General features: G+C 49.1%; 13 protein-coding genes and 1 pseudogene. All 14 read right to left on the bottom strand.

Going from position 1 to position 15,473, the window contains the following annotated elements; all coding sequences use genetic code 11:
• Positions 1 to 51: 51 nt before the first annotated feature.
• On the bottom strand, positions 52 to 276 hold the full coding sequence (locus A8L45_RS04470; protein ID WP_068899668.1) for a hypothetical protein: 225 nt from the start codon (positions 274 to 276) through the stop codon (positions 52 to 54).
• A 175-nt stretch (positions 277 to 451) separates the two neighbouring features.
• Positions 452 to 775, bottom strand: a pseudogene (locus A8L45_RS04465) (helix-turn-helix transcriptional regulator); the annotation flags it as partial.
• 21 nt (positions 776 to 796) lie between these two features.
• Positions 797 to 1,192, bottom strand: a complete 396-nt coding sequence (locus tag A8L45_RS04460; protein WP_068899666.1) for a DUF3224 domain-containing protein — start codon at positions 1,190 to 1,192, stop codon at positions 797 to 799.
• A 653-nt stretch (positions 1,193 to 1,845) separates the two neighbouring features.
• Positions 1,846 to 2,442 (bottom strand): Rossmann-fold NAD(P)-binding domain-containing protein, encoded by a 597-nt coding sequence (locus tag A8L45_RS04455; RefSeq protein ID WP_068899663.1) that lies wholly within the window; start codon positions 2,440 to 2,442, stop codon positions 1,846 to 1,848.
• 226 nt (positions 2,443 to 2,668) lie between these two features.
• Positions 2,669 to 3,424 carry a DAPG hydrolase family protein gene (locus A8L45_RS04450; protein ID WP_068899660.1) on the bottom strand — a complete coding sequence of 252 codons (756 nt, stop codon included), beginning with the start codon at positions 3,422 to 3,424 and terminating at the stop codon, positions 2,669 to 2,671.
• 360 nt (positions 3,425 to 3,784) lie between these two features.
• On the bottom strand, positions 3,785 to 3,976 hold the full coding sequence (locus A8L45_RS04445) for a hypothetical protein (protein ID WP_139122301.1): 192 nt from the start codon (positions 3,974 to 3,976) through the stop codon (positions 3,785 to 3,787).
• 301 nt (positions 3,977 to 4,277) lie between these two features.
• Entirely contained in the window at positions 4,278 to 4,460 is a 183-nt protein-coding gene (locus tag A8L45_RS25190; RefSeq protein ID WP_068899656.1) for a hypothetical protein, read from the bottom strand.
• On the bottom strand, positions 4,460 to 5,920 hold the full coding sequence (locus tag A8L45_RS04435) for an eCIS core domain-containing protein (RefSeq protein ID WP_068899655.1): 1,461 nt from the start codon (positions 5,918 to 5,920) through the stop codon (positions 4,460 to 4,462). The genes A8L45_RS25190 and A8L45_RS04435 overlap by 1 nt, the downstream gene beginning before the upstream one ends.
• Positions 5,921 to 5,942: 22 nt before the next feature.
• Complete coding sequence (locus tag A8L45_RS04430; protein WP_139122300.1) at positions 5,943 to 6,410, bottom strand: hypothetical protein; 468 nt, start codon at positions 6,408 to 6,410, stop codon at positions 5,943 to 5,945.
• A gap of 9 nt (positions 6,411 to 6,419) precedes the next feature.
• Positions 6,420 to 9,755, bottom strand: coding sequence for a DUF6519 domain-containing protein (locus A8L45_RS04425; RefSeq protein ID WP_068899651.1), 3,336 nt, complete (start codon positions 9,753 to 9,755; stop codon positions 6,420 to 6,422).
• Positions 9,756 to 9,765: 10 nt separating this feature from the next.
• Positions 9,766 to 10,395: a hypothetical protein gene (locus A8L45_RS25185; RefSeq protein WP_245680641.1), complete on the bottom strand. Its 630-nt coding sequence runs from the start codon at positions 10,393 to 10,395 to the stop codon at positions 9,766 to 9,768.
• Positions 10,362 to 11,849, bottom strand: a complete 1,488-nt coding sequence (locus A8L45_RS04420; RefSeq protein ID WP_245680640.1) for a hypothetical protein — start codon at positions 11,847 to 11,849, stop codon at positions 10,362 to 10,364. The genes A8L45_RS25185 and A8L45_RS04420 overlap by 34 nt, the downstream gene beginning before the upstream one ends.
• A complete protein-coding gene (locus A8L45_RS04415; RefSeq protein WP_068899649.1) occupies positions 11,846 to 14,572 on the bottom strand; it encodes a baseplate J/gp47 family protein in 2,727 nt (908 codons plus the stop codon). The genes A8L45_RS04420 and A8L45_RS04415 overlap by 4 nt, the downstream gene beginning before the upstream one ends.
• A 2-nt stretch (positions 14,573 to 14,574) precedes the next feature.
• On the bottom strand, positions 14,575 to 15,473 hold an 899-nt coding region (locus A8L45_RS04410; protein WP_175401904.1), incomplete at its 5' end, for a baseplate J/gp47 family protein.

The following is a 15,473-nucleotide window of genomic DNA, read 5'->3' as shown; positions in this document are numbered from 1 at the left end:
TGCATAGGGCCTCATTTTTGTCTTATCAGGATGTAGTCAGGCCGAGAAAGCCTAACGCTCATGTAGCTGTGCGAAGTCCGAATGTATTTCAGCAGCTGATTCAATACGCTTTTTTGCCTTAACAATATGGCCTTGCGACGCGAAGATATGTGCACAAGCACGGGGAACGTTGTGCTCTCCAAAGTGCTCAGCCGTTATTCTGCAATGTGCTGCCGCCTTCTCCAGTTCCTCTGCAATTTGAGCGAATTCCATCGCCATTTCTTCACGCTTTCCCATAACAACTCTTTTCAACACAGAATGGTGCAAGTGACTCTAAGTAGGCTTTTCATTGTTCGCTACATCATAGAAGAAAGCCTGCGATTGAAATCAAGCAATGCGAGTCAGACACCGTAAGCTAGCCACGATATATCAACCTCCTGTATCGATGGGTTTCGTTAACCTTTCAGGAGCCGCTTTGTATTTTGTCTGACGCAGAGGTCGCAGCTTTCGCCAGCCCTTTGTCAGACCACGCTCGTACCATCTTCATGCCAACCGCTAGTGCCATTACCTCCTCTTCGTTAAACATTAATGGCGGAAGGTGTGCTTTTTTATCGAGCAGATACCCGATTCCTGCCTCTCCGGTGATCGGCACACCGGAGAGTTGCAATGATTGAATATCCCGATAAATCTTGCGCTCGCTGACATCCATCGCTTCAGACAGCACTTTGGCTGTCACAGCGTAACGCCGGGCATGCAACAAAGTCAGTAATGCGAAAAGTCGTTCCGATTTACTCACTTTCTGTTACCACTCATAACGTCATTGTGGTAACCGATAGTCAAACTCATAGAAATGTTGTCCCTGCTCAATATAGATGTGCATTTTACCGGACAACCCTTTGAGCTGACCAGTGCCTGACTGGGGAACAACCTCAAGTATCAATCTGTCGTGACCTTCCGACATCACACCAAAATGCTGCAGAACGAAACTTCCCTTTCTTCCCTCAAGGACCGCTTGTACATCCTCAATGGCAACATAGCCCGCTGCACCCTCGGTGGAAGTTCTCGCACTCAGCATCTCACCACGACTGTCACCTCTCAGCGGCCCTGAAAATACCTTTTCAATGTTCATATGAGAGAGTCTATTCCCCTCACTGCCAGGGTGATAAGGTTCGCAACCAGTCAAGGTCACTGAAAATTGACCCGATATTTTCATTCCGATGCCTCCCGCTGCGTATTTTTTGAGGTGGCGTCAGTCGACTCACCCTGCAGCCTTATCTCCCCGAGTGACTTTTTAATAGAAATAAGATCGACATAGGACATCATTTTTTCGGCCGCAGCAAGCTGCATAAATCGCCGATTTGCCTCGCTGGCCTCCAGCGGAGTGCGCCAGTAAATCGTGTCTGTCCACGTTTTGGTATCAGATTGGTAACTCAGAGAACGAAAAAGAAACCCGCTAAACGACTTAGTGGCTTACATCGTCTCGTTGGCTGCTGCAAGAAAGGCCTCACTGTTTGCCTCTGAAAGCAGTGAAAACGAAAACGTTTCGATAATGTTATTCATCATGGTTCTCCTGTCTGGTTCACCGCCATGATAAAGCGACGCCCCTGACAGGAAGTGTCAGGATAAATTTCGGTGGGGGTCAATCAGAGCATTCACTATAGATATCTCAGAAGATCATTGAACAAAGCTGATCGATATACTCAGTCGTTTGCCATCTACTTTGCGCAGCGAGTATTCAGTAAATCGGCAATGTCATCATAAACACCTTTCATGCGCGAAATGATATTGGCACTGTTCATGTTTAGATGACCAAACGTTGGTCATCCTAAGAAAAAAATACGATCAGATGTCATCTTCCTCTTACCACTACACATCATCATTTGATTTTAAAGTAATATGTGACACAACAGTATTTTCATCGAGGCTAATAATATTGTTTATTATCTGAGCAACGCTACTGTTTTCTATTCTTCCCTCACCAATTCCACCCATGGTGAAATGTGTAAAGTTAAGATTTTTATGAATGCTCTGAAGATTCTTTGATATTTCATTAAGTAACTTTTTACTTATTTTAAATGCAGGATATTGACGACTCTCAGAGATTTCAGCTGTCGATCCAATAGATACGATCTTACATTTTTCATTTACAGAGCCCATATCAATCAGTTCATTGATAACATTTAAATATCCGATGGGTCCAACATTTAAAAAATTGACCAACTCACTCGTTTTTAATTGAGCCGACTCACCCCAAAGAGATGCAAGATAAACGATAAGATCAAATTTTACTCCATGTAAAAAAGAATAGTCTGGGTTCTTATCTGGACTAACATCAACTTGATATGCATTGATACCCTCACTGTCTATTTTAATTCTAGATATTGTATATACCTCAGCATCTTGAAAGTGATGGCTCAAATAAAAACCAAGTCCTTTACTCGCACCTATGATAAGAATTTTCATATGGTATCCTAAGCATAATATTATTATCTTTTTAGAATACCGCCATTTGCTTGAGAAGTATTATTTTCTGGTCACTTAATACTATTTTGCGATCTAGAATACAAAATACAAAAATTAAACTTTTATCTTCATATAGGGTTGAGATGAGTATTGACCAACGACTTAAAATCCCACCTATATTTCAAAGTAAAATCCACGATTTCACTCATCTCGTATCAGTACATATTTATCTTTTATCATTGCATAGTTTAGGTAAAAATCGTGCTAAATGACTCATCTCTTCCGCGCAGTGTCTGAATAAGTCAGTAGCTAATTTATCATTGACGAAAAATTTTCTGATCAGAGTTGTATTAATGATTGGTTTGAGTATCCTCCCAATTATTGGCCACTTTAAATTTAATTCACCTAGCCAAAAAATACTTCTCATTTCACAACCTCCAACAGTTGGAACAATCATATGAATGAGTGATCCCGCATCACCTTTTAACACTCGGTCAGAAGTATGAGCACATATTGCCGTTTCACCCAACCTATAGTCTATTTCCAATCCAACGTCAGCCGGATCAATAAAGGCGATTGCGAGTCTCATAGTTTTACCACCAATATATTCATCAACATATGAAATGTTATCAATGTATTTATCTCTATCACTTTTATAATGAGATCTGTCATCTTTCACTTCCGCTTTCAAATGAGCCTTGGGATGCCAAAGCCGATATCGCGATGAAGCATTGATATGCCAACCAAACCACCATTCAATCATTTTAGCGTCTACATCATGCATATTTGTATGACACGTTACAAGAACGCGTCCATCAGGTGCTCGAAGTATACGATTAGAGTAAGTGTCCCAATGCATTAAAATTTCGTTAGCCGATTTAATATTAGGAAATGTAGAGTATGCAATTTCTTTCCTTGAAATTTCTTCCAATTCTCTTGGAATAGGCTCCATTGAGATTTCATATTCTTTATGGTCATCCATTACTATATCCCTATCTTTATATAAATAAATTTATTTCCAGTAACTTACAACATCCTAATTATAATAGAGTACTTAATAATTTATTATTAAATATGAGATATTAATTGTTAATAATATAAATAACCTTATTTCATCCGAGAATTTTATTTTCAATGGTTAGAACTTATCAAACGAAAGATACATTTCTCGACAGAGAGCTAGCGCAATCGGTTTTTGTCGATTGAACGAACCTCAATTAACCTAAGCTGCACACAAGGACTGTATTAAATGCCTAAAATAGCGATCAGAACGTTCGATATATACATAGACCGCATAAGGACTTGGGTATGAATAACCTAGATGCTGTTTTCGCGAATCTGATTACTGATAATCTTTACAATGGTTTGCGCAAACAGGCACAGTCAGCGACGCAATCAGGTTATTTTCAATGCTGACCACCTCGCATTCAGTCACGGACACCGCCATGTCATTACCCCGGCCACTGCAGTCTCTGATCCAGCTTTGTGACACGGTAAGCCCCGCAGTAAAACTATCAGTGCTGCAATTAAGCACCACCGCGACCTGTATTTCTGCTCCCTCTCTGGCTTCAATTCGGTGCGCTCAATGGCAATGGCATCTTGCTTGCCGAACCCGTTATTCAGCGTGATCCGGTTACCTTTGATTTGGTTGTGAGCCGCCGAAGAAAAAACTAGCCCCAAGTGCTGAAAAAGCCATGTTTGCGCAGTGTATCTGAAATTGTAATTACCAATTTGAATGTGGATGCCCACAGGAAATACTGAAAATAAACTTTATCAAGCTGCAGTAGAAATCGTTAAGGCTCGCTAACCCGTAGCTCAGGGTGGCGTTGCCGCTTTTAGAACAAGCGAATACCGACAGTGAACATCAGTCGATTGAGGTCAGGATCGTTATTGACTAAATCTTTCACCAAACTGTATTTCACTCCCACAAATGCGAGTTCATCGATGTTATATCTCAAGCCTGCATTCATCGAAACTCCAGCACCAAACCTGTCTTGAGTGGGGCTCAAATCTCCCATCACCCCCCCGCCTCGAGGTAAAGCTGAGGTAAATATATCTTTTGTGTGTTCAATTCGAGTCCTGCGCCCAGAGAGCCCGCTTTGATTGGTTTTCCCAGCTCAGCCTGCCCAACACCGTATAAACGAAGCTTCTGACCCAACAGAGAGTAGAATTGATGCCGGTATTGAAAATCAAAAGCAAGACTACCTTGCCCAGCACTATTATTTGCCGATGTCGCGCCGGTGACATTGGCGCCAACCACCAGGGCATTGGTTTTAATCCATGAAGCAAGTGCATTTGGGCTTTCCCAAATAAGGCCGAAACCACCTGCACTGCCTTTTCCAGCGGCGCTTAAGGTGCGCTTCACAAATTCTGTGCATTGCAAACCAAAGAGATTATATTTTGGGCGATTTAGACAGGTATCTACGGCATATTTGAAAGCGTCAGAAAATTGTATAGCTGTTAACTCAAAAGTCTGAGTGGCTGGATTATTGTTGTTATGAGTGGTTTGATCAGGATGATGAATACAACCATCAACGTCTGCACTGGGATTATCTCCATCGAAGCCTTTTTTAGGCCAGAAGCCATAGGTCCAATAGTTACCGTTGTCATCTTGCAGTTTGAGCCACGCATGGCCCACTTTATAGGTTAAAGGTAAGAGTAGGAAGGGGCCCTCTTTGTCAGCATAGATAGTGATCGAGTATTTACCCGTCGCTACATCGGTGCCATCTTTCTTTGAACAGTCCTTGGCACAATCTCTATCACTCAATAACTGCGGACGACTTTCACCAACTTTGGCCTGCTGGAGGACATGTGTCAGCTCATGTACTAATATTCTCTCTCCCGACGCTGCTTCCGGTTTAAATTCACCCCGGTTAAAAACGATATGGTTGCCCAACGTAAACGCTCTGGCCCCCATTCTTGTCGCAGCCTCTGACGACTTTTTATCAGTGTGCACTCGCACATGAGAAAGGTCATAACCAAAACCTCTCTCCATTCGCTCTCTGACAGGTCTGGCTAACTGATTACCCTGACCGGGTATCAAGCTTTGTAATTGGCTTGGGATTATCGGAGTAAATAATGGACTGAGCTTAAGAGCACTGGATGTATATTGACAACTTTCGCAAGACTTACCGTTACCTTGAGATGTTGTTAGCCTCCCCTCAGAAAAATGTTGAGCAACCTCTTCGGCTTCACGCTCTGCAGCATCTCCTTTTAAGTCGGCCTTTGTTTTCATTTGCACTTTTACTGTCCATGAGGAACGTGGTGTCAACACATGTTTCTTCTGTTCACGAACGTTTTTTGCCAACGGTGATGAGCAATGACAACCAGATTTACCCCTATCATGCTCCAGTGACGTGATTGGTGTCTGATTGCCCCTTAACAGTAAAGGACTGATTTGCTTACTGAGGGGGTTCACATGATTTTCAGTTATCTTTTTGGCTGAAGAGAGCCTCTCGCCGAAAGTCAATGTCGCCATAATACTTATCTCTCCGAGAAAACTACTTTTTGGTGGTGCGACGTCGGGTTGTTGCTGTTGTCGTGCGTTTGGTGGTGCTGGGTTTTGCCGCCGAATCAGGGCTTGCTTTGCGAGGTCTCGCCCTTGGTTTTGGCTTTTCAGCAATCGGCTTATCCTTGATATCAGGTTTATCCTCAATCACAGGCGGTTTCTCATCGACAATTGGTATCCCATCTTTCATGGGTAACGCGTCACTGACCATATCCTCGAGGCGACTCAACGCCCTGAGCTGCTGGCGTTCTTTTTTAATCGTATCGTCGATTTGTTGATTAAACTCAGCACGTTGTTTCTCAAGCGCATTAATTCGACTCTCGATTTTTTCTCTCTGATCTTTCGCCGCTTGTTTGGTTTTCGCTAGCGGATTTTTTTCTTTATCCAATCGATTTCTTCTTTGCAACGCTTTAACAAGCGACAGGTTTTTATTCATTGCATTACTTGCTCTGGCCATCATCACACTCCTTTATACCCGCGTATTAAATGCATTTTCCGGTACCGGAAACTCAACATGATTCACAACACGTCCGGTAGTAATGTTGCCAATGAATGGACCGTCCATATTCTTGAAATCAAAAGAAGGAAGAAAACGGGTCCCTGACTTCACCTGATTCCCAGATACCGTTGCCTGAAACCCCTGCAAAATCACTGTCGCGTTTTTGGCCACTTGATCGGGGTTGCGGCCAACATGCTCGATAAAGTTATTAGTGAAAAATACGCGCTCAAATCGAGCACGCACATTCTTTGAGAAGCTTCGCGATAGTATTTCAACTAAAGTATCTGGACCGCGTCCGAGAAACTTATTGTTAGAAATCTGTGCTGAATAACCCAATAAAATGAACGGATCCTCACCCACAATTATCGAGACTTCATAAAGCCCCTGGAGCAGTAGCGCCCTATCATCAATAATCCGTTCCCGGGTCATCAAATCAGAATAAGACACCAGGTTACTTTCAACCCGAGCCTCTAAGACATAAAGCGCACAAATTCCCACTGTTCTTTGAGGGTTTATTTCCCCTTTCTCACTCACGCCTGTATTGAGCACTTCGTTTGATTCAACATGACACTCACCAAGGTGAAAAATGCTGAGAATTGAGGAAGCAAAAACGCCCTTTGCTGCCGTGCCCACATAATTAATTTGGTTGCCAACGATGGCGGCTCTGGCCTGGCATGAAATAAGGAAGATTCCGCCGCTGTCGCAATGGCTGATTTGGTTATGACTGATATCGACCCGCATACATTGCTGACACGCAATCGACATGCTGTTTTCGCGAATCTGATTACTGATAATTTGTACATCTTCACACTGGTTTGCGAAAACAGGCACCGTCAGCGACACAATCAAGTTATTTTCAATGCTGACCACCTCGCATTCCGTCACGGATACCGCCATGTCATTACCCCGGCCATCACTGGAGATGTCATTGCTGTCAATTCGCAGACCCGCTACGTTTTCAGCTATCACTCCGCCACTGCAGCCTCTGATCCAGTTTTGTGCCACAGTAAGCCCAGCGGTAAAACTATCAGTGCTGCCATCAAGCAACACCGCGACCTGTATTTCAGCTCCCTCTCCGGCTTCGATTCGGTTGCGCTCAATCAGGCTGCCCAGACCACTTGCCGCGATACCCGTGCTGTCTTCGGCCTGCAATACAATCTGATTTTCAGACAACACACCCTGTGGGCAATGGCACTCAATGGCAATGGCATCTTGCTTGCCGAACCTGTTATTTAGCGTGATCCGGTTACCTTTGACTTGGGTGTGAGCCGCCGTCGAAAAAGCTCGCCCCAAAGGTTCATTGTTCACCACTACCCCACGCAGGAAACCACTGATATCGTTATCGATAACAAGTACTCTCCCGGTCAAATTGGCAACGGCGACGCCTATCAATCCGTTGTGGTTCTTAATGACAGCCTCAAACACATTGTCACGTACCACCAGATCGCCGCCGTTGTCATCCATCCACACGCCAATCGTCGCGTCGGTGATCGAACAATCGGCTACTTTCACCCGCCAGCAGTCATAGAGGCCAATCGCGGGAATATCGAACGACTGGCTGGTCTCTATCACAAAAGAAATCTGACACTGCTCCACCACACTGTCTGCAACATCTCGCAAGGAAATAACGCCGGAGGGTTTTAGCATCCCTCCCCGGTTAACAATTCTGAGAGTCGAGATATGAATGCCTCTCAGCACAGCTCCTGAGTCAGAGCGCACATCAATGGCAGCATCATTGCTGAGGTTTAGAAGTTGGGCGCCGTGGCTTTCACCATGAAGCATGACATTGGGGTGTCGTATCCGAAGTGGTCGAAAAAGCCGATGAACACCGACTTTCAGGCAGACGCAGCCACCAAATTCGGGGGAAAGACTGTCCAGTGCCGCCTGAATATCCTCGCCCGGTCGAACGACCACAGTGCAACATCCGATCGTGCCTATGGGCTCACGGCAATCCTGAAAAACGGGCGCGATAAATTGACGGTTCGCAACATCAACAAAGGCAAGGCGGCAATAATGATGATGAAGCAACTGCGGTGGCGAAGCGGTCAGAATCTCCACCGAGCTATCGGCATAACGGGTGATAAAGCTCCAGTTATCACCAAGATGGTATTCACCGACGCCACCTTCGAGGAAAATCGCCACTTCCACACCATCTTCCAGTACCAAAAAAGTACCTTCAGGCGCGGGGATCAGCCCATTACTACCCGGGGCATCAAGATTGGTAATCGGGTCACCATCGGTATTTACCACCGCACCGGACTGGTCCCAACGTCTAAGGATGGGATGAACATTCTGGTCGGCCGCCGTCGAGGCCGGAAGCAATGGCACAACCCCTGCTGCCAAGGGGGCATCCAGCACCACGGTATTACTGGCATCGTTTACAGACAGCACCCGAACCATGGTGCCCGGCTGACCATTCAATACCCGCACATCATCGGTTATCTCTGCCCAGTCGCCGGGACTAAATCTGAGATAGTCGTCCTTCGCTACCTGCTCCAGTGTCAGGGTGTTATTCGCTGGCTGGGCAAGAATGCGTCCGGCAAATGCGCCGTTGACCCGCGACCATTTGAGTAAAGGGACACCGTCATCGTTAACATCATGCACCGACACCATGTAGGTGCGGTTTTCCAGCCCCCGATATCCGCCTTCTGGCGGCAGCAGACACGGATCGTCTACCGCCGACGTTGGGTTGGCGCGGGTGGTCAGTCTGGCGGATGATGCAGCAGTCAATGCCTGCCAACCCGCAATATCTTCATCGTCAGTATTGCAAGTGACATCATTACTGACTGGGAATAACTTCACCTGCCACACCGTCTGTATGCGAGCACTGGTATCAACACCAATAGCCGGGTCGATCAACGTCGGGTCTTCAAGAAAAGTGATCGGACGTTTCCACACATCCAGAAAAACCAGATAGCGGCCGTTCTCCAGTGTTGAGGGCGTAATATTGGGCAAATACGGCTGAGACTGGTACGGCACAGGCTCGTCACTGCGTTCTTCTTCCAGCGGCAAGTAAAAGGCATGATCTCCGTGACCAAAGTTTTCCGCCAGCAGGCCATCCACGTAGTAGCGCCCCGGGTGGATCAACAAGCTCCCGCCTGCAATCTCGATACGAAAACTGTCTGGGATATGGGCCGGGTAACCGCAGAAACCCGCCAAGTCGATCGTTTCTGCCCGAAACCGACGGTCTATGATCGCCGCATTTTCGTTGAGTGGTGTATCTGACACCACCCTGCCCTGCATCGAAACCAGCTCAGAATAGTTGTGCCGGGGATCAAAGGTTTTTCCTGAAATATCCGTAGCCAAATTTGCCTCCTTAGGTCACATAAATCAGGCCGGCGTCGAGGCCAATGGGGAGAAATTCATTAAGACGGAACGAAAGCGCATCATGTCGTTGAGGCTGGTAAAGATGATGATATACCCCCATTTCACTGCCCGAGTCCGCCCCACGGCGGATTGCTTCCGGGGCTGACAACAACAGCTGACCATAAGCCGGATCGTTGTAGCGCAATGAGGTAAACGCTGGCACTATTCGTGCTCTCACGCCTCTGGCGATCTGCTCACTCTCAACATCAGATAAAGAGGGATTTTTTTCCTTCGCCGCCTCCACAGCGCGTAACACCGCATATTGAGGCTGGCATCTGTGCTGACGGGGAACACGTGATTCAGGTGGAATGTAGGAAAACCGGGTACACCCTGTCTGACGTTGTAACGCCCAGACGGGCGAAACCCAGTCATCGCCATCCGTCAGCAAAGCATCGACAATAGTGTTGGAGATCAAAGGAAACGATCGTGCCGCCAGCTTACCAATCACGGTACTTTCGCAAAGGGTCAGACTGCCACCATGGGTAAGACCATCGAGTGAGGCAAAGGCGGTATGGGTGTTGTCACAGGCATCTATGATGCTGTCTGTTACCGATACCGCGACACCATCCGCGGTGCGCACGCCCCAAGTATTGAACGCTCTATCTCGACATTCACATTGCTCAACGCCACTATCAGCGAGGGCTGAGTGGGAGAAACGGATTGGCCGTCCAATGTTAATGTCTGACCCGGTACCAAGGTGACGTTTCGCAGAACCAACCGACGCAGCTGATTATTGCCATCGTCCGGCACAACCAAGCGCCCACCAGTCATCACCAAGCCGTCGAGAATAATTTCTGATTCCTGTCCGCCTACCAGCGTCATATCGTCACCATCAAGCTGGATAAAGGTCCGGTGACCATCTGCAGCCCGCAGTGACAGGGTTTGGTCTGGATCAACCTCAACGTCAGGAGATTCATTGAACAGATGAGAGGAGACAATCTCCACCACGCCACCCGATTTCACCATATTCAGTGCCGTCTGAATCGAGTCGCCATGACCAACGTGCTGAACAGGCTGGCTTGTCACCAAAAAACCCTCGCTGCGCGAATACGCGCCGCCGCCAATATCGGCACAGGCACCATAGTGGTAAGTCACCTCAACATCGTCAGGCTCAGGCATGCTTGCAGGCAATGAAAGTCGCCCCAGTTCAGGGTCAACCGAAATCCGGTTCACTGGCGAGTGTGCCCAGTCAGGACCGTCATCACTCAGGTTACAGATCTGCAACTGATCGGGTGTTTGTAAAATCCCGTCAATCACGACAGTGAAAGCATGAGGGGAAAATGTCGCCAGCCGAGCGCCTGCTGTCCCACGTCGGCGCAAAGGAACAGGGAGATTTTCTTCACGGGCCAAATGATTGATATCCGGCTCAGGAATCGGTTGATTAAACAGGGGAGTGTTACAACCCAGCGGGTTAAAAAGATAGCGCCGGGCTGCATGTCGGTATGCCGGAACAATTGACTGACGATAGTGCCCCAATCGCCAGAGAAACAAGCCAACATTGCGAAAATGATGACGCCCTTCTCCCTGGCTGATCCGCCCGGTCGCCATGGTATAACTCGCGGTATCAAACGCGGTGCCGATAGCGTCACAGCGATCACTGTCTCGGACATTCAGCGTGTAATGATGCTGTGGCCGCAACGCTGACAAGTGCTCAGGCCGCGCCAGTTGCTGAAAAAACTCCACCACACGTGCAGGCCAGCGGGTTGTATCCACGGCAAGCTGCTCCAGCGCCAGCGCAACACCGCGCTTGCGGGTCAGCCGAATCTGATTGGCCGCAGCTGCCCGTCGACTTAACCCCGGAATCTCTGGTCCGTAGCGGTAACCGACCAGCTCACCCAAGTAGGGGGCCGCCCACTCATCACAGGTATCAATAAACTGGTTGTCGTATAGTCGGTCGATATCATGCCGAACAATTTGCGCCTGTTCAGCCAGTATTTCCATCAGGGCTTTTAGTGGGAAGCCCTGCTCCTCGTCGCGACGGCGATACACCTCGGGTAACAGGTTATAGAGTGATTCAGGTGACAGACTGTTCATAGGCTGGCCTCCAGATAATCAATGGAGCCAAGGCTCAGAATGGTGGCACCCACCACCTCACCCGCGTTGATTTCTGCCATCGGCGCAGCCAGACCGTCATTGCGGGTGGGAATATTGCCGCTGTAAAGGCGCTCAACCACCACCGCCTCGACGCCTTGAACATCATGTAAAATCGCGATCACTTCGCTGGCAAACACTGGCTGACCGAAATGGCGGGCAGCAAAAGATAACTTGGCCCACAACGCTGCCTCTGCATCAACAACCACCTCTTCGCGAAGATAATCCGCATGGACCTTGAGCCGGATGCCGAGTCGGAAAAAGCGGTGACGAAAACTTCGCAGCATAAAACGCACAAAAGGGTCGCCAGCCACGGCAAGGGCTTCACTGAGCGCAGTATGCAGATCGCCGCCTTCCGGCACCTGTGCCCCTTCCTCTGCAGCGACCGTCACCACCACTTGCTGTCTGCCGTTGATATGCAGCCACTGAGACGTCGCCTTGGCAATCCCGCCATAACTGAGGGAAAAATCGGCATAGTCGGTCAACGACACGACCCGGCCCAGAGTCCGGCACGACAGCGGCGCACTGACCCTGATATGGTCCCGACTCTCAGGGTCAGCACCGCCTTCGGCATCCAGCAGATTTTTCACCGCCTGAACGCCAAGCGGTTGCGACATGAGCAAGTTAAGCTGACCTGCCTTGACCCGTCCTTCCAGACCCAGTGTTTTGCGGTAGCTTGCTCGGATATTTTGCTGACCTTTACCCGGCATCGCACCATTTACACCATCGCCAAAGGTGATATGGCTGTAGCCCTCCTCATCGATACGCTGGGTATATACCCGATCGGTCGGGGACGCATTAAGAAAATGGGGGACTGGATGCCAAAGAATTTTATTGACCCGAATGTCCATGGTCGATTTGACACCCGAGGCCGTGGCCGCAGGGACAAAGGTTTGCGGCGCTTGCTTGGAGACCAAAGCAAGGTGCGGCGTAGCGCTGCCATCATCCATCACTTCCACCACTGACTCACCCTGCGTCGCATCGGCGACATTGGCATAAATACGCAGGCTTTGCGGCAGATAAGATGCGCCGATGGGCTCGGTAAAGGTCAAGGTTGTGCCGCCTTGCTCCTCAAGACTGTGACTGACCGACTGCACCACTTTTTTCGCCACCACAGGCTCTGCGCCCATCCCTTCCGCCTCACCTTTGAGGATCACTGTTCGTCCTGCTTCCAGTCCCGGATACCAGCCATTTAACGCAACGGAAATGGCAGTCTGATCAAGCGGTTCCACCAGCGGTGGATCGGCAATGGTCAACCATTCACTGGCACCGAACACCGATGTACCGCGAATAGAAAACTGGCTGAAGTACAGACGCGAATCGAGTGCCAGGCGGGCACTTTTTCCGGTGACAGTAAAAAAGGCGGCAGCCAGCTCGGTATTGTCCGTCACCTCAGATGTCAGCCATTTATCGCCATCAAGCAATACCACGGTACTGCCTTTGGCAATGTCACTCATGGGTCGCTCGAGGTAAATCTGACTAGCGTTGCCATCATCCATCAGCTGAAGGGTGCCTTTGTCGGCCCAACTGGTTTTCGTTAACCCGGCATAAGGTCCAGAGGCCACATCTTCAACAATCACACCGCTGGTATTTTTATCAAAAACCGGAAACGTACCCGTCAATGAATAATGCAGGCTATCCAGCGGCGGCGCCGCATGGCCAAAAATCGCCGCTTTGGTGCGAAACACCTGTACTGCCCGGGTGGGTTTGGCTAAAGCAATAAAGGGAGAAAAGAAGGCTTTTTCTTTCTCTTGTTCTACGGCCAGTAATTCACTTAACTCTTGCGCTGCCAGTGTTTCACCCTTATAGCTGTCAACTTTGCTGGCGAGCGGCACCTTGTTAGAAGACGGCGTCCCGGCTGAAAATGCGGTAGATACCGCTACGGTGCCGCTTAAACTCATCGCGCTCAACGGTGCAGTGGCGAGTGGAGAAATATCAATCCAGGTTAAATCAATGGCCTCCGGATCGCGGGCGATGTCGGCCAGCACTATCGTCACCTTATTGATGGTGGCGAACACCTGATTGCCGCCGTCACCAACAAAAAACACCGCATCACCGGGCTTAAGGTTGAGGCTGCTGCCGGGAAGCGGAATGCGGGTGGTTGTGGCAGTCAGCGGGTGCGGCGCGGTCAGTGTCGGTCGAATAGCATTCCATGCCGCCCGGACAGGAAGGTCAGACAGGGTTTCATAAATAACCGGCTTCTCGTCTTGTCCCGGCGTGCTCTGAATTTTGGTGCCTGCAGGCACGGTGAGCTGTTCTGGAATGCCTTCCCCTTCCGCCACGGTAAAGGCCAGATCGACAGTTGCCGCCACGCCCGGGTGCGGCACGTAATCAATCAAGGTTGCCAGTTCGTGCAAGGTAGCGGTTTCAATGGCGGTATTGATATAAGCTTCGTTGAGCCACATTTCGTTATAAAAGGTGAGCACATCACAACTGGCTGACCAAGCATCAATGAGCGCCAGAGTGAAGTCATCCAGCTCCCGGGAGGTCAGGGTACCCAGCGCACCGTATTTCGCTGAAGACAGCCGCGCCGTCATACTCAGAGAGAAATCCTGATACTCACCACTGCGATAGCCAATTCGCGACAGTCCGGCCGGATTATCAGGCGCAGCAGGTGTCCGGACGTCAACACCGCCGCAGGCATCACAATGGGATGCATCGTTCATGATCAACGTCCTCCATCCATTTCAACCTCGAACACCCCATTGGCCGGGTTGCTGATGTTGTTATCAACGCGGGCAATCTCGGTACGGGAAAAAGTGAGTTTTCTGTCGCCCAAGCCACTGGTACGGGGATCACCAAAGCGCCGAAACCTCAATGCCTTAGCGGCGATCACGCCATCGAGTTTCTGGGCCGCAGCAATCAGCGGTGAAAGATGAAAGGTCTCGCCCGCCCTAAAACGATTGGGATGAAGCAGGCCGAGCGATCCATCAGGTAAACGGCGGGAAGAAAACAGCCTCAACAGTTGCTGACGCACCTGAGATCGCGAGGCGTTGGGGGCAACACAAACGTGCAGGGTGATCTCAAGTGGCACATACACAGGTGAAGAGACCTCGACATCATGGGCCGCCAGCCTGAACACCTCATAGTGATCTCTCAGAGCTGTCCGCAAGGCGTCCGATGTTTCTATCCGCCCCTCGGGGTCTGGCAAAGCAAAGGTGGTGATCCAGCTTCCGGTGTGAATATAGGCACAGGACACATCCTGAATGCCCGCCACCCGCCGGCCCAGTGTCTGATAGTCTTCCCGGGTTACTGCCCGCTCCTGCGTCTTGAACAAAAAAGGGGCCCGTTTTCTGATTTGGGCATTGGTTTCCGGGTTACGTCCCCCCTCACCCGCCGTGATATTGCGAACTTCTGTTACCTCGGGCAGCGGCAGCGCCAAGTGAAACAGCTTGTCTGGGCCAATGTGACCTGCGGTACCAATACCCACCCGATAGCTCGCAGTAAACTGGGTGCCGGGCAACGGACGACGACCAAACGTATTGTCACCAAAACGCAGTGAAACAGTGCCGTCAGCCTCAATGTCAGTGGTGAACACCAGTGCCGAGCCTGTTGTCGCCAGCAAAT

The sequence above is a fragment of the Veronia pacifica genome (genome assembly GCF_001707825.1).
Lineage (GTDB): Bacteria > Pseudomonadota > Gammaproteobacteria > Enterobacterales > Vibrionaceae > Veronia > Veronia pacifica.
This window is presented reverse-complemented; position numbering and strand designations above follow the sequence as displayed.